This window comes from Serratia quinivorans, assembly GCF_946227985.1.
Classification (GTDB): Bacteria; Pseudomonadota; Gammaproteobacteria; order Enterobacterales; family Enterobacteriaceae; genus Serratia; species Serratia quinivorans_A.
The window spans coordinates 151,202-167,059 of the sequence record NZ_CAMKGL010000010.1 but is presented as its reverse complement, the minus strand read 5'-3'; the positions used below and the strand labels follow the sequence as shown (position 1 = coordinate 167,059).

Below are 15,858 nucleotides of genomic sequence, written 5' to 3'. Positions count from 1 at the left end.
CTGTTGGTCGGAAAAACGCTTCTTCATGGGGATGTCCTCATGTGGCTTATGAAGACATTACTAACATCGGGGTGTACTAATCAACTGGGAGCAGGTCATATGGGTTAGACTTTGGGTTACAGGTCAAATTTTCCCCCAAAGAGGTATTCAGGCGTAATTTGATCTGAAACAATTTAAGCCTATCCGGATTTTATTTCCAGATTCAGCTCACAATTTCTCATAATTATCTTGTGGTTATGTTACACAATGGTTTCGTAGTCTCTGTACGTAGCCTTTGTGTTAAATAGATGTGATATTTAATGATTGTTTGTATTTAAATCGAAGTTGGCCTGTGACTAATGTTAGCTTTAATTAACCTGACTACAGGACAAGCTTAGCTTATTTTTTTACTCTGATAATTTCTGACCATAAAAAAGAAAATTTATTGGTTAAAACCCCCCGCATATACACCAGCCACCTATCCTCATTCCCCCACCTAATGTCTACTGTGCTGACGTTCGTTACCACAAGATTTGGCCAGACGCACTGGTTTACCACAAGCAAAAAAAACGGGGCCAGACGCGTGGTCTGGCCCCGTTTAAATAGGGCTTACTGCAGGCGGTAAATTAGCGATTCAGAACCGCTTTTACTGCCTCGCCGATGTCAGCCAGGCTGCGTACGGTTTTAACCCCTGCCGCTTCCAGCGCCGCAAACTTCTCGTCTGCAGTACCTTTGCCGCCGGCAATGATGGCACCGGCGTGGCCCATACGTTTGCCTTTAGGCGCGGTAACACCCGCGATATAGCCAACCACTGGCTTGGTCACGTGCTCTTTGATATAGGCTGCCGCTTCTTCTTCAGCGCTACCGCCAATCTCACCGATCATGACGATCGCTTCAGTCTGCGGATCTTCCTGGAACAGTTTCAGGATATCGATGAAGTTGGAGCCAGGGATCGGGTCACCGCCAATGCCCACACAGGTAGACTGGCCCAGACCGGTATCGGTAGTTTGTTTTACCGCTTCGTAGGTCAGGGTGCCAGAGCGGGAAACGATGCCCACTTTGCCCGGCAGGTGGATGTGGCCAGGCATGATGCCGATTTTGCACTCGCCCGGGGTGATAACACCTGGGCAGTTCGGGCCAATCATGCGCACGCCGGCTTCATCCAGCTTCACTTTCACGGTCAGCATATCCAGCGTCGGGATGCCTTCGGTAATGGTGATGATCAGTTTGATGCCTGCATCGATAGCTTCCAGAATGGAGTCTTTGCAGAACGGAGCCGGGACATAGATAACGGATGCGGTGGCACCGGTCGCTTCTACTGCTTCACGCACGGTGTTGAACACCGGCAGGCCCAGGTGCTCAGTGCCGCCTTTGCCCGGCGTTACACCACCGACCATTTTGGTACCGTAAGCGATAGCCTGTTCGGAGTGGAAAGTCCCCTGGCTACCGGTGAAGCCCTGACAAATTACTTTGGTGTTTTTATCGATTAAAATGGACATTATTTGCTCCCCACTGCCGCAACAACTTGCTGAGCCGCATCAGTCAGGCTGGTCGCAGCAATGATATTCAGACCGCTGTCCGCCAGTTTCTTGGCGCCCAGCTCGGCGTTATTCCCTTCCAGACGCACCACCACCGGGACGTTAACGCCCACTTCAGCTACTGCGCCAATGATACCGTCAGCGATCAGGTCGCAACGCACGATACCGCCGAAAATGTTAACCAGAACCGCTTTCACCTTGTCGTCAGACAGGATGATTTTGAAGGCTTCGGTCACGCGCTCTTTGGTTGCGCCGCCGCCCACATCGAGGAAGTTGGCCGGTTCGCCGCCGTGCAGTTTAACGATGTCCATGGTCCCCATCGCCAGGCCTGCGCCATTCACCATGCAACCGATGTTGCCGTCGAGAGCAACATAGTTCAGCTCCCACTGTGCCGCACGGGATTCACGCTCATCTTCCTGAGAAAGGTCGCGCATTTCACGCAGCTCAGGCTGGCGGAACAGGGCGTTGCCGTCAGCGCCCAGTTTGCCGTCCAGACAGATCAGATCGCCCTGCTTGGTCACCACCAGCGGGTTGATCTCAACCATGGCCAGGTCACGCTCCAGGAACAAGGTCGCCAGACCCATGAAGATTTTGGCGAACTGGCCGACTTGCTTGCCGGTCAGACCCAGTTTGAAAGCCAGTTCACGGCCCTGGTAAGGCTGTGGGCCTGCCAGTGGATCGATGGTCATTTTATGGATCAGTTCCGGGGTTTCTTCCGCAACTTTCTCGATTTCAACGCCACCTTCGGTGGATGCCATGAACACCACGCGACGGCTGGCACGGTCAACAACCGCACCCAGATACAGTTCTTTATCGATGTCGGTCGCCGCTTCTACCAGGATCTGGTGAACCGGTTGGCCCAGCGCATCAGTCTGGTAGGTCACCAGACGCTTGCCCAGCCAGGCTTCAGCGAAAGCACGGATGTCTTCCTTGCTGTTAACCACTTTAACGCCACCAGCTTTACCGCGACCGCCAGCATGAACCTGACATTTAACCACCCACGGGCCGGAGCCGATTTTGGATGCGGCTTCTTCCGCTTCACGCGGTGTGGTACAGGCATAACCGGTTGGTGCCGGCATACCATACCGAGCAAACAGCTGTTTTGCCTGATATTCGTGTAAATTCATGATGTTCTATCCATTCAGTTCTGAAGGTTTTAGCCGAGCCATTTTGGCGGAAAACCGCATGACTTTAGTCGGCCACATAGCACAGAGTGTGGGCGCGGCGTACCCGTCATACTTGAAGCCGCATCTTTGTTGGCTGCCTTCTCTCACCCCAATCACATAGTTCGCTATGTTCCTGGGGATTCGTTCAGTTGCCGCCGCGATGCAACTCCAATTATTTAAGGTACCGCGCCCATCAGGGTTATACGTCCAGCAGCAGACGGGCCGGATCTTCTAGCATCTCTTTAACCGTCACCAGATAACCCACGGATTCTTTACCGTCGATCAGGCGATGGTCGTAAGACAGAGCCAGATACATCATCGGCTGGATCACAACCTGGCCTTTCACCGCCATTGGGCGATCTTTAATGGCGTGCATGCCCAGGATGGCGCTCTGCGGTGGGTTGATGATCGGGGTAGACATCAGTGAACCGAATACGCCGCCGTTGGTAATGGTGAAGTTACCGCCGGTCAACTCTTCCACAGTCAATTTGCCATCACGGCCTTTGACTGCCAGTTCTTTGATTTTCTTCTCGATGTCCGCCATGCTCATGCTGTCTACATCGCGCAGCACCGGGGTCACCAGGCCACGAGGAGTAGATACCGCAATGCTGATATCGAAATAGTTGTGGTACACCACGTCGGTGCCGTCGATAGAAGCGTTCACTTCCGGGAAGCGTTTCAGTGCTTCAACCACCGCCTTGATGTAGAAGGACATGAAGCCCAAACGTACACCGTGGCGTTTTTCGAAGGCTTCGCCGTACTGCTTGCGCATGTCCATGATCGGCTGCATGTTGATTTCGTTGAAGGTGGTCAGCATCGCAGTGCTGTTCTTCGCTTCCAACAGGCGCTCCGCTACGCGCTTGCGCAGACGGGTCATAGGGACACGCTTCTCGCTGCGACCGCTCAGAGCAGGCTGCGGAGCGGCTTCAACGGCGGCAGGCTTGTCGGCTTTCTTGCCGTTGGCCAGGTGCGCTTCCACGTCTTCACGGGTGATACGGCCACCCACGCCGCTGCCTTTGATGGCAGCTGCATCGAGGTCGTGTTCAGCAATCAGGCGGCGGATAGCCGGGCTGAGTGCGTCGTTGCTCTCTTCTTCCAGGCTGGCGGTTGCGCGCTGGGCTGGAGTGGCTTCTTTAGCCTGGCTTTTTTCTTCGGTCGGCTTGCCAGAGCTGTCGCCTGGACGAATACGGCCAAGGATCTGGCGAGAAAGCACGGTTGCGCCCTCTTCTTCCACGATCGCATCCAGAATGCCTGCTTCGCTGGCCGGAACTTCCAGCACCACTTTGTCAGTTTCGATTTCAACCAGAACTTCGTCACGCTGGACGCTGTCACCTGGTTTCTTGTGCCAGGTGGCGACGGTCGCATCGGCAACCGATTCAGGAAGGTCAGGAACCAGAATATCTACGCTACTCATTTAGCTTTCCCTTAATCTTTAACAATATTCAGCGCGTCATTAACCAGAGCCTGTTGCTGCTTCTGGTGTACGGACATATAACCTACTGCCGGAGAGGCAGAGGCTGGTCGTCCGGCGTAACGTAAAGAAGCCCCGAACGGCACCACTTCACGGAAGTTGTGTTGGCTGCAGTACCAGGCACCCTGGTTCAGCGGCTCTTCCTGACACCAGACGAAATCATGCACGTGAGCATACTTCTCCAGCACCGCCTGAAGGGCCTGATGCGGGAACGGGTACAGTTGCTCAATACGTACGATGGCGACGTCTTTCTGGTCGTTCTTGCGACGCTGTTCCAGCAGATCGTAATAGACCTTACCGGAGCACAGCACCACGCGTTTGACTTCTTTCGGATCCAGATCGTCAATTTCACCAATCGCCGGCAGGAAGGTGCCGTTAGCCAGTTCATCCAGAGACGACGTCGCCAGCGGGTGACGCAGCAGAGATTTCGGTGACATCACCACCAACGGACGGCGCATACCGCGCAGCGCCTGACGACGCAGCATGTGGTAAACCTGTGCCGGGGTAGACGGGATGCACACCTGCATATTCTGCTCGGCGCACAGCTGCAGGTAACGTTCCAGACGCGCAGAGGAGTGCTCTGGGCCCTGGCCTTCGTAACCGTGCGGCAGCAGCATCACCAGGCCACACATACGGCCCCATTTCTGCTCGCCGGAGCTGATGAACTGGTCGATCACCACCTGAGCGCCGTTGGCGAAGTCACCGAACTGCGCTTCCCAGATGGTCAGGGTGCGAGGTTCTGCGGTGGCATAGCCATATTCGAACGCCAGAACGGCTTCTTCAGACAGTACGGAGTCCCAAACCTTGAACTCGCCCTGTCCGCTGTGGACATTGGCCAGCGGCACGTAGACCGAACCGTTTTTCTGGTTGTGCACTACCGCATGACGGTGGAAGAAGGTACCGCGACCGGCATCTTCACCGGAAAGGCGGATTGGAATACCTTCGTCAACCAGGGTGGCATAAGCCAGCGCTTCCGCCGCGCCCCAGTCGAACGCCTTATTGCCTGCAGCCATCTCTGCGCGATCACCGTAGATTTTCGCTACGCGTGACTGCATTTCAATAGCTTCCGGCGCGGTGCTGATGCGACGGGCCAGTTCCTGCAGGCGCTTCATTTCAACCTTGCTTGGGTACTCTTCGTCCCACTCGTGGTTGAGGTACGGCGACCAGGTAAAGGAGTGCAGGTTCATCGGACGCCATTCTTCAACCACGCAATCACCGCGGTCGAGTGCATCACGGTACAGGTTGACCATTTCCGTGGCATCTTCCAGGCTGGCGACTTTTTGTTCGGTCAGCACGTCAGCATAAATCTTGCGCGGCGTTGGGTGTTTCTTGATCTTCTGGTACATCACCGGCTGGGTTGCACTTGGCTCATCGGCCTCGTTATGCCCGTGGCGACGGTAGCAGACCAGATCGATCATCACGTCACGTTTGAAGGTGTTACGGAAATCCAACGCCAGACGGGTAACAAAGGCCACCGCTTCCGGATCGTCAGCATTGACGTGGAAGATCGGCGACTGCACCATCTTGGCGATGTCAGTACAGTATTCGGTAGAACGCGCATCCAGCGGGTTGGAAGTGGTGAAACCAACCTGGTTGTTGATCACGATACGCACGGTGCCGCCCACTTCGTAACCGCGAGCCTGCGACATGTTCAGCGTTTCCTGAACCACGCCCTGGCCGGTAATGGCGGCGTCACCGTGGATGGTGATTGGCAGTACCATGTTGCTGCGCGCTTCGTCCAGACGGTCACGACGGGCACGTACAGAACCCATAACTACCGGGCTGACGATCTCCAGGTGCGACGGGTTAAACGCCAGCGCCAGGTGAACCATGCCGCCTTCGGTTTCTACGTCGGAGGAGAAGCCCTGGTGATATTTCACGTCACCGGTGCCGAGGTGTTCTTTATGCTTGCCGGCAAACTCGTCGAACAGGTCGGCAGGTTTTTTACCCAGCACGTTGATCAACACGTTCAGACGACCGCGGTGGGCCATGCCCAACACCACTTCGCGCGTGCCGTTCTTACCGGCGTGGCGCACCATCTCTTTGAGCATTGGCACCAGCGCATCGCCACCTTCCAGCGAGAAGCGTTTTGCCCCTGGGAATTTGGCGCCGAGGTAGCGTTCCAGACCTTCCGCTGCGGTCAGCTCGTTCAGGAAACGGCGCTTCTCGTCATGGGTAAAGCTGGCGTGCCCCACCACCGATTCAATGCGCTGTTGGATCCAGCGTTTCTCTTCGGTATTGGTGATGTGCATGTATTCCGCACCGATCGAGCCGCAGTAGGTCTGCTTCAGCGCAGCGTACAGGTCGCCCAGCTTCATGGTTTCTTTGCCGATGGCGAAAGAACCCACGTTGAAGGTTTCCTGGAAGTCGGCTTCGGTCAGGTTGTGGTAGGCGGGTTCAAGGTCAGGAACTTGCTCACGCTGCCACAGACCGAGCGGATCGAGGTTGGCATGCTGATGTCCGCGGAAACGGAAGGCGTTAATCAGCTGCAGTACCTTGACCTGTTTGGCGTCGGTGTCTGGATCGTTGATGGTGGTGTTGTAACGCGCGGAGTCTTTCGCCAGGCGGCGGAAGTAGTCACGCGTTTGAGAGTGAAGCTGATCGGGTTTTACACCCGCGGTTGGTAGCTGTTGAAAAATGGAACGCCAGCTATCTTCAACGGAGCCCGGATCGGTTAAGAAGTCTTCATAGAGCTGTTCTATGTAAGACTGGTTCGCGCCCGCCAGATAGGAGGAATCCAGCCAGGCCTTCATTGCGCCGTTCTGCATCATGATCCCTTAAGCTTTGAAGCTTTAGTTTTCGCCGTGGTTAACATAATTACCGTGATGGATACGGTTTGCCGTAGAAACGGTTCACTCGACGTACTTTTAGCCAAAAGAAAGGCACGGTACGTTCTGCTATGGACCTTGCGGTCCCTTACAAGGAACCTCTAAAAACCGGCGGGCGAACCAGGCTGCTTAGCGCCGCAGCCGCGGGTCAGTTTTTAGAGGTTCCCTCCTCGTTGATGTGCGCCGGAAACTGCCCGGCGCAGCATCTCATTCCATTTATGCGCCGCGTTGCAGCAGCATAGACTTGATATGACCGATTGCACGGGTCGGATTCAAGCCCTTAGGACATACACTGACACAATTCATAATGCTATGGCAGCGGAAAACACTGAAAGCGTCGTCCAGATCGTCTAAACGTTCTTCCGTTTCCGTATCACGGCTGTCAATCAGGAAGCGGTACGCCGCCAACAGGCCAGCCGGGCCGATAAACTTGTCAGGATTCCACCAGAATGACGGGCAAGAGGTCGAACAACAAGCGCATAAAATGCACTCGTACAGACCATCCAACTTGGCACGCTCTTCCGGTGATTGCAGGTGCTCACGCGCCGGCGGATTCTTGCCGTCGTTCTGCAGGAAAGGCTTGATCTTTTCATACTGGGTGTAGAACTGCCCCATATCGACCACCAGATCGCGCACTACCGGCAAGCCCGGCAACGGACGGATCACAATCTTTTTGTTGCCTTTGGTCAGCGACGACACCGGTGTGATACAGGCCAGGCCGTTTTTACCGTTCATGTTGATCCCATCGGAACCACACACGCCTTCACGGCAGGAACGACGGAACGACAGGCTTGGATCTTTTTCTTTCAGCTGGATCAACGCATCCAGCAACATCATGTCGCGACCTTCTTCCGCTTCCAGGCTGTAGTCCTGCATGTGCGGAGCGTCATCAACATCCGGATTGTAGCGATAAATTGAAAATTCGAGTTTCATCAATCGATCTCCGCAATTAGTAAGAACGCACTTTCGGCGGGAATGCCGGGCGCAGCTTCGGTTGCATGTTCACTTCACGACGCGTCATGCTTTCCGATTGCGGCTGATACAGCGAGTGACACAGCCAGTTGGCATCATCACGTTCCGGGAAGTCGAAGCGGCTATGCGCGCCACGGCTCTCGGTACGGAAGTTGGCCGACACGGCGGTGGAAAACGCGGTCTCCATCAGGTTATCCAACTCCAGGCATTCGATGCGCTGGGTGTTGAATTCGCTGGAGGTATCGTCCAGACGTGCGTTCTTCAGACGTTCACGGATCTCTTTCAGTTCTTCCAGCCCTTTCGCCATCGCATCACCTTCACGGAATACCGAGAAGTTGTGTTGCATACAGGCTTGCAGCGCCTTGCGGATTTCAACCGGATCTTCACCTGAACGGGTGTTGTTCCAGCGGTTCAGACGATCCAGCGACGCTTCTACATCGGACTCGCTGGCTTCACGGCTGGCGCCCTGCTCCAGGATGGACTCCTGCAGATGCATGCCCGCGGCACGACCGAACACCACCAGATCCAGCAGCGAGTTGCCGCCCAGACGGTTGGCGCCGTGCACCGATACGCAGGCAATTTCACCCACGGCGAACAGCCCCGGGATCACTACGTCTTCGCCTTTCTCGTTCACGGTCAACGCCTGGCCGGTCACTTTGGTCGGAATACCGCCCATCATGTAGTGGCAGGTTGGAATAACCGGGATAGGCTCTTTCACTGGATCGACGTGCGCGAAGGTGCGCGACAGTTCCAGAATGCCCGGCAGGCGGGATTCCAGCACGTCTTTACCCAGGTGATCCAGCTTCAGCTTAACGTGTGGGCCCCACGGACCGTCACAACCACGGCCTTCGCGGATTTCAATCATGATCGAACGGGCGACGACATCACGGCCCGCCAGGTCTTTGGCGTTCGGCGCATAACGCTCCATGAAACGCTCACCGTGTTTGTTCAGCAGATAACCGCCTTCACCACGACAACCTTCGGTCACCAGAACCCCGGCGCCGGCGATACCGGTCGGGTGGAACTGCCACATTTCCATGTCCTGCACCGGCACGCCGGCGCGCAGCGCCATGCCGACACCGTCACCGGTGTTGATATGGGCGTTGGTGGTGGACTGGTAAATACGGCCTGCACCGCCGGTCGCCAGCACGGTGGCTTTGGCTTTGAAGTAAACCACTTCACCGGTTTCAATGCAGATAGCCGTGGTGCCGACCACCGCGCCATCCTGGTTTTTCACCAGATCCAGCGCATACCACTCGGAGAAGATAGTGGTGTGATTTTTCAGGTTCTGTTGATACAGGGTGTGCAGCAGGGCATGACCGGTACGGTCAGCCGCCGCAGCGGTACGTGCCGCCTGCTCGCCACCGAAATTCAGTGACTGGCCGCCGAATGGGCGCTGATAGATGCGACCATCGTCGGTACGGGAGAACGGCAGACCCATATGCTCCAGCTCCAGAACCGCTTCCGGGCCGGTTTTACACATATACTCAATGGCGTCCTGGTCACCGATATAATCGGAACCTTTCACCGTGTCATACATATGCCATTCCCAGTTATCTTCGTGATTGTTACCCAGGGCTACGGTAATGCCGCCCTGTGCAGACACGGTATGGGAACGGGTCGGGAATACTTTGGACAGCAGGGCACAAGAAGAACCCGCTTGAGAAATTTGCAGTGCCGCGCGCATACCTGCGCCGCCTGCACCGATAACTACAGCATCAAACTCTCTGACCGGCAGTTTCATCTTACGCACCCCACACTACGATTGTTCCGTACAGTAAATAGACCAGCAACACGACAACGATCGCCAGTTGCAACACCAGACGTACCGCTACCGGCTTGACGTAATCCGTCAGCACCTGCCACAGACCGATCCAGGCGTGAGCCAGAATCGACAGCAGCGTCAACAGCGTGAACACTTTCGTAATAGAGGTGGCGAAGAAGCCGCGCCAGATTTCATAGGTGAGATCCGGAGCCGTGACAAAGAAGCCCAGGATATACAGAACATACAGGGTGATGACGATAGCGGAAGCACGCAGTAACAACCAATCGTGTACGCCGTTGCGTCCTAATGCAGAAACATTGTTTACCATACGAGGACTCCAGCCAGAACTGACAGCACGACGGTCAGACCGATTGCCACCTGGGCAGAACGGGTACCGGCGGCTAAACTCTCTTCGATATAGCCAAAATCCATTAACAAGTGGCGAATGCCACCGCAAATGTGATAGGCCAGCGCAGTGAGGATGCCCCAGAATATGAATTTGACAACGAAGCTATTCATGATGGCAGCAGCCTGCATGAAACCCTCTTGGGAAGAGAGTGACAGGCCCAGCAGCCAGAGGAGGATACCCACGGCAACGAAGGTAATTACGCCAGAGACTCGGTGTAAGATGGACGCTATCGCAGTTACGGGAAACTGAATCGTTTGCAGATCCAGGTTGACAGGTCTTTGTTTTTTCACGTTTTTGCCCACACAGCTCTTATTATTTTCCTTCCTCCGGCCTGGGCGGGGATCAGACAGCGTTAAGAGCCAAAACCCTCACACGTCACGCGCTCAAACAACAACATCCTCTGTGCTTAAACGGCGCGTAGTTATAACGCTGGGTGCTCCTACTTCAGGGTATCCCGGAGACCTGGCGGCAGTATAGGAGGATCACATTCTGATTACAATTCCCATACAATCCCTTTGGTAACATTTCCCCCGAACAGTGATTTAGATCACGGATTTCACAATTAGCATAAAATTAATTATCTGATTTGACAAGAGATCAACAATTCCATTACATATAGGGGCACAAACGGCCCTATGATGCGCTATAGGTCAGCAGATACACTTCCCCCGATGTTCAGGATGTGCAACAGTGTATTTGAAAGAACCTATCCCAATGGCGGTTTTTGCCGGTCACGTTTGCAGCACATCACCGCAGACGAGAACAAATAAGGCATATAAAACAGTTTATTGGGATAGGTTCAACCACCCCCGAACACGTCGTAGGTAAGATTAACAGAACATAACGAATTCCGATGAATCGTTAACAACTGGTCACCCACCTCGTTCGCCTGGTTAGCACTCTGTACCCTACCCGCGCATTTGCGCAGTCGCTCACAGAGTTAGCGTCCGCTCCATTTTTTGCGGGCAACCTGAGGAGAATTAAGGTATTTCAGTTGTTAGAGGTTTTTAAAATAAGGCGCAAAGGAGACTGTAAATGACTGATAAGAAAGCGACGCTAACCATTAACGATGGCGAAGCTCCAATCGAACTGGGCGTATTAACCCCGACACTGGGCCCCGATGTCCTCGATGTCCGCGCCCTGGGCTCCAAAGGTTATTTCACGTTTGATCCCGGCTTTACCTCTACCGCTTCCTGCGAATCCAAAATCACCTTTATCGACGGTGACAAAGGCGTACTGCTGCACCGCGGCTTCCCGATCGAACAGCTGGCGAAAGAGTCTTCCTATCTGGAAGTGTGCTACATCCTGCTGTACGGCGAAACGCCAACCGCAGAAGAGTTCGAGACCTTCAAAACTACCGTGACCCGTCACACCATGATCCACGACCAGATCACCCATCTGTTCCGTGGCTTCCGCCGTGACTCACACCCAATGGCGGTGCTGTGCGGTGTGACCGGTGCCCTGGCGGCGTTCTACCACGATGCACTGGACGTCAACAACGAGCGTCATCGCGAGATCACCGCGTTCCGCCTGCTGTCCAAAATGCCTACCGTGGCGGCCATGTGTTACAAATATTCGCTGGGTCAGCCGTTCGTTTACCCACGCAACGATCTGTCCTATGCCGGTAACTTCCTGCATATGATGTTTGCCACCCCGTGCGAAGAATACGTGGTGAACCCAGTGCTGGAACGCGCAATGGATCGCATCCTGATCCTGCACGCCGATCACGAGCAAAATGCTTCCACTTCTACCGTACGTACCGCAGGTTCTTCAGGCGCTAACCCATTTGCCTGTATCGCTGCCGGTATCGCTTCCCTGTGGGGCCCAGCACACGGCGGCGCCAACGAAGCCGCACTGAAGATGCTGGAAGAGATCAAAACTGTCGATCACATTCCTGAGTTCATCAAGCGCGCCAAGGACAAGAACGACTCGTTCCGTCTGATGGGCTTCGGCCACCGCGTGTACAAGAACTACGATCCGCGCGCCACCGTAATGCGCGAAACCTGTCACGAAGTGCTGAAAGAACTGAACAAGAAGGACGACAACCTGTTGCAAGTGGCGATGGAGCTGGAACACATCGCACTGAACGATCCGTACTTCATCGAGAAGAAACTGTACCCGAACGTCGACTTCTATTCAGGCATCATCCTGAAGGCGATGGGGATCCCTTCTTCCATGTTCACCGTTATCTTTGCCATCGCCCGTACCATCGGCTGGATTGCACACTGGAACGAAATGCATGACGAAGGCATCAAGATTGCCCGTCCGCGCCAGTTGTACACCGGCTATGCCGAGCGTGACTTCAAGTCCCAGGTGAAAAACAAGTAACGCCGCTTTACCCTAGGTATTGCAGCAAAAAGCCGCCCCGATGGGCGGCTTTTTTTTGCCCTCTCCCCAGGACAATGGGCGGGGTGAGGGCAAACATTGAATAGCCTATTTCTGACACCCTGGGCACCAATAAAAGGGCCTAGAAGACAGCGTCGTGCGCTCGATCATCGCACCGCAACGCTCGCAAGGTTCACCACTGCGGTGGAACACCTTAAAACTGAACAGCGCGCCATGATGGCGGTTCTCATCCACCTGCCCACGCGTCTGATAAGACAAGCGTGGGACTGCCAGTAACGCCTCCGCCAGGCGTTGTAAAACCTTGGGTTCCAGATCCTGTGGCTTATGCTGGGGTGCCAGCTCTGCCTGCCAGAGGATCTCAGCCCGCAGGTAGTTGCCCAGCCCGGCAAGAAACGCCTGATCGAGCAACATACCGCCCAGTTGCCTGCGGCGAAACGCCGGTGACAGCAACCGTTGCTCCACCGCGGCTACCGTTAATGTCATATCCAAAACGTCAGGGCCGATACGTTGCAAAAACGGGTGCTGTTCAATTTCTTCACGCGGCCCGACGGTGATCTCCGAGGCGCTGTACAGCAAAATCGCCCGCTCCGCCGTTTCCAGCCGCACGCGCAGGTCCCGCTTGGTTTCCGGCGTCTCCCCCGCTTTCACCACTTTCCACACGCCATATAACTGGTTATGGCTATACAGCGTCAGACCGTTGGAAAAATGGGTCAGCAGAGCCTTACCCCGTGGTTCAATAGCGATAATACGCTCACCGATTAACCGGTCGCGGTAGTGTTTAAGCTGGGGAAAGGCAAAACCGACTTCGGTCAGTGGTTGGTCGATCACCGCTGCCGCCAGTGCATCTGCCGCCCGGCGAATTTCCGGTCCTTCCGGCATATGAAAACTCCTGAATGGACCCCGGCGCAGCAGGCCGCACCGGGGAATAACTGCGATTAATGCGTCGCGCCGCCGACCACTTTCAGGTCGTGTTCAACCTGTAACGCAATAGAAATGGCCAGTTCCAGGGCGAACAACACCGTGGTCGCCGCCATGCTCGGAGCGCCAGGGTGTGCAGCGGCCTGTTCAGGCAGATAAGGAATATGAATAAACCCACCCTTGATCGCCTGCTGACGGCTTAAACGGTGCAACAGACCGTACATCACGTGGTTACAGACATAGGTCCCGGCCGTTTGCGATACCGAGGCAGGGATACCCGCTTCACGCATCGAGCCCACCATCGCCTTGATCGGCAGCGTGCTGAAATAGGCTGCAGGTCCATTTTCAACAATAGGTTCGTCGATCGGCTGTTTCCCCTGATTATCGGGGATACGGGCATCATCGACGTTGATCGCCACCCGTTCGATAGTGATATCGGTGCGTCCACCGGCCTGGCCGATAGCCAACACCATCACCGGCTGCACTTCATCAATTGCCGCATTCAGTGCTTCCAGCGCTGCGCCAAACACACAAGGCAGTTGGCGGGCAATAATGCGCGCACCGGCCAGTTCCATATCATTGAGTTGTTTTACCACTTCCCACGAAGGATTAACGCGTTCGCCGCCAAAGGGCTCAAAGCCCGTGATCAATACCTTTTGCATGCGTTCTCCTTACAGGAACATCAGGAAATAAAGCAGGAATACGTTGACCAACAGCAGCAGCACCCCAGTCGGGATCTGTGCCTTGATCACCGCATTCTTGTCCGGCAGTTCCAGCAACGCCGCCGGTACAATATTAAAGTTAGCAGCCATTGGCGTCATCAGCGTGCCGCAATAGCCGGAAAACATGCCGATGGCCGCCATTACCGCCGGATTACCACCGTGCTGCAGCACCAGGATCGGGATGCCGATACCGGCGGTGACGATCGGGAAAGCCGCAAAGGCGTTGCCCATGATCATGGTCAACAGCGCCATGCCTATGGCGTAAACCGCCACTGCGATAAAGCGGTTATCTACCGCCAGATACTCCTGGGTAAGATGAGAAATGGCCGTGCCAACGCCGGCAGTGGTAAACAGCAGGCCCAGCGTCGCGAGGATTTGCGGCAAAATAAACGCCCAGCCGATGGAGTCCAGCAGGCGGCGCGCTTCCTGGATCGGCTGCAACGCTTTTTCATGGGTCATTTTCACTGCGATAACCAGACCAAGCAAACAGCCGACGGTCATCGAGAACAGGGTTATCAAGGTGGCGTGGTTGCCGCTGCCGAAGACCGCGGTTTGCAGCACCGGAATATTATTGAACAACAACACGCCCACCACCGTCACCACCGGGATCGCCAGCGCCGGAATAAACAGCCGGTTGCCCAGGCATTTGGCGCTCTCTTCACGCTGCTGCGGGGTACGTTGGTGATAGCTACCCAGACGCACGCCGCCGAAACCGGCGATCAACGCCATGATTACCACCACCACACCGACGATGATATGCAGCATGCGTTTCTCATTGCTACCCTCACCCAGTACGTCGCCCAACAGACTATAGGTCCAGTCACCGACCAGGAAAATCAGGCCGTACAACGCCCAGAACAGGCCCGTGGTGACGCGACGCGGGTTGGCGCGATCGCGGAAAGACATCACCGCCACGATCAACAGCACCACGCCGGCCAGCCAGTAGAGATATTGTTGTTGGAAAGTCATTGGGCATCTCCCTTGGCCTGCAGCGCCGCCTGGTTGAGCTGCGAAAGTTCGGCACTGAGCTGTTTATCCATCCGGTAAAGCCGGAACGCATGGATCAGGAAGGCAAATATGGCGGTAGGAATGCCCCATAAGGCGATATGCAGCGGTTCGGTCTGGATGCCGCCGGATTCCAGCATAAAGTTGTGCATGAAGATGATCGCGCCGAAGGCGACAAAAATATCTTCGCCAAAGAACAAGCCAACGTTATCCGTGGCGGCAGACATCGCGCGCAGGCGGTGACGCGTACGCTCCGGCAGCTCGCCGTAACGATTTTCCGCCGCCCCTTCGGCCATCGGTGCCAACAGTGGACGCACCATTTGCGGATGGCCGCCCAGGCTGGTCAGCCCCATGGCGGCGGTAATTTCACGTACAAACAGATAGACGATCAGCAAACGTCCGGCGGTGGCGCTTTTGATCTTGGCGATCCACGCCTGCGCACGTTCTTTTAGCCCGTGACGTTCCAGCAGGCCAATTACCGCCAATGGCAGCAGCAAGATCAGCGGCAGGTTACGGGTATTGAGGAAGCCTTCACCCAGTTTTTCCAGGATCGTATCCAGCGGCATCAGCGCAGCCAGCCCGGTGATAATGCCGGCGGCAATCACCACCAGCACCGGGTTAAAGCGTAATACAAATCCAACCACGATGGCGGCGATGCCAATCAGTGGCCATAAATTAACAGCCTGTTCCATTATATCTCCCTTTTACCCTTCGCCTTTCAAGCCACAGCGTTGTTAGC

13 protein-coding genes are annotated in these 15,858 nt (G+C 55.3%); 1 reads left to right on the top strand and 12 read right to left on the bottom strand.

The window, feature by feature from the left end; genetic code table 11:
- Positions 1-605: 605 nt before the first annotated feature.
- The 8 genes from sucD to sdhC all read right to left on the bottom strand — a co-directional run bounded on the left by sucD (position 606) and on the right by sdhC (position 10,430).
- Positions 606-1,478 carry a succinate--CoA ligase subunit alpha gene (sucD, locus tag OCH02_RS20820; RefSeq protein WP_012005705.1) on the bottom strand — a complete coding sequence of 291 codons (873 nt, stop codon included), beginning with the start codon at positions 1,476-1,478 and terminating at the stop codon, positions 606-608.
- Positions 1,478-2,644 carry an ADP-forming succinate--CoA ligase subunit beta gene (sucC, locus tag OCH02_RS20815; RefSeq protein ID WP_012005704.1) on the bottom strand — a complete coding sequence of 389 codons (1,167 nt, stop codon included), beginning with the start codon at positions 2,642-2,644 and terminating at the stop codon, positions 1,478-1,480. Before sucC ends, sucD begins: the two co-directional genes overlap by 1 nt.
- A gap of 238 nt (positions 2,645-2,882) precedes the next feature.
- A complete protein-coding gene (gene odhB, locus OCH02_RS20810; protein WP_261107665.1) occupies positions 2,883-4,097 on the bottom strand; it encodes a 2-oxoglutarate dehydrogenase complex dihydrolipoyllysine-residue succinyltransferase in 1,215 nt (404 codons plus the stop codon).
- A gap of 11 nt (positions 4,098-4,108) precedes the next feature.
- Complete coding sequence (gene sucA, locus OCH02_RS20805; protein ID WP_261432776.1) at positions 4,109-6,922, bottom strand: 2-oxoglutarate dehydrogenase E1 component; 2,814 nt, start codon at positions 6,920-6,922, stop codon at positions 4,109-4,111.
- A 276-nt stretch (positions 6,923-7,198) separates the two neighbouring features.
- Positions 7,199-7,915 carry a succinate dehydrogenase iron-sulfur subunit gene (locus tag OCH02_RS20800; protein ID WP_012005701.1) on the bottom strand — a complete coding sequence of 239 codons (717 nt, stop codon included), beginning with the start codon at positions 7,913-7,915 and terminating at the stop codon, positions 7,199-7,201.
- A 16-nt stretch (positions 7,916-7,931) separates the two neighbouring features.
- The gene (sdhA, locus tag OCH02_RS20795; protein WP_261432771.1) at positions 7,932-9,698 is read right to left on the bottom strand and encodes a succinate dehydrogenase flavoprotein subunit; all 1,767 of its coding nucleotides are present in this window, start codon (positions 9,696-9,698) and stop codon (positions 7,932-7,934) included.
- Position 9,699: 1 nt separating this feature from the next.
- On the bottom strand, positions 9,700-10,047 hold the full coding sequence (sdhD, locus tag OCH02_RS20790) for a succinate dehydrogenase membrane anchor subunit (RefSeq protein WP_012005699.1): 348 nt from the start codon (positions 10,045-10,047) through the stop codon (positions 9,700-9,702).
- Positions 10,041-10,430, bottom strand: coding sequence for a succinate dehydrogenase cytochrome b556 subunit (sdhC, locus tag OCH02_RS20785; protein ID WP_004949747.1), 390 nt, complete (start codon positions 10,428-10,430; stop codon positions 10,041-10,043). The genes sdhD and sdhC overlap by 7 nt, the downstream gene beginning before the upstream one ends.
- 733 nt (positions 10,431-11,163) lie before the next feature.
- On the opposite strand from sdhC, the gene OCH02_RS20780 reads away from it, so the two are divergent.
- Complete coding sequence (locus OCH02_RS20780) at positions 11,164-12,456, top strand: citrate synthase (RefSeq protein WP_153857678.1); 1,293 nt, start codon at positions 11,164-11,166, stop codon at positions 12,454-12,456.
- A 105-nt stretch (positions 12,457-12,561) separates the two neighbouring features.
- Here the strand turns inward: OCH02_RS20780 and nei are convergent, their stop codons facing one another.
- From nei to OCH02_RS20760, 4 genes are read right to left on the bottom strand one after another with little or no spacing between them, the layout of a single operon-like run.
- Positions 12,562-13,353, bottom strand: coding sequence for an endonuclease VIII (nei, locus tag OCH02_RS20775; RefSeq protein WP_261432770.1), 792 nt, complete (start codon positions 13,351-13,353; stop codon positions 12,562-12,564).
- 56 nt (positions 13,354-13,409) lie between these two features.
- The gene (gene pcp / locus OCH02_RS20770) at positions 13,410-14,054 is read right to left on the bottom strand and encodes a pyroglutamyl-peptidase I (protein ID WP_261432769.1); all 645 of its coding nucleotides are present in this window, start codon (positions 14,052-14,054) and stop codon (positions 13,410-13,412) included.
- A 9-nt stretch (positions 14,055-14,063) separates the two neighbouring features.
- Positions 14,064-15,083, bottom strand: coding sequence for a DUF979 domain-containing protein (locus OCH02_RS20765; RefSeq protein ID WP_261432768.1), 1,020 nt, complete (start codon positions 15,081-15,083; stop codon positions 14,064-14,066).
- Entirely contained in the window at positions 15,080-15,811 is a 732-nt protein-coding gene (locus OCH02_RS20760) for a DUF969 domain-containing protein (RefSeq protein WP_012005694.1), read from the bottom strand. The genes OCH02_RS20765 and OCH02_RS20760 overlap by 4 nt, the downstream gene beginning before the upstream one ends.
- Positions 15,812-15,858: the final 47 nt, after the last annotated feature.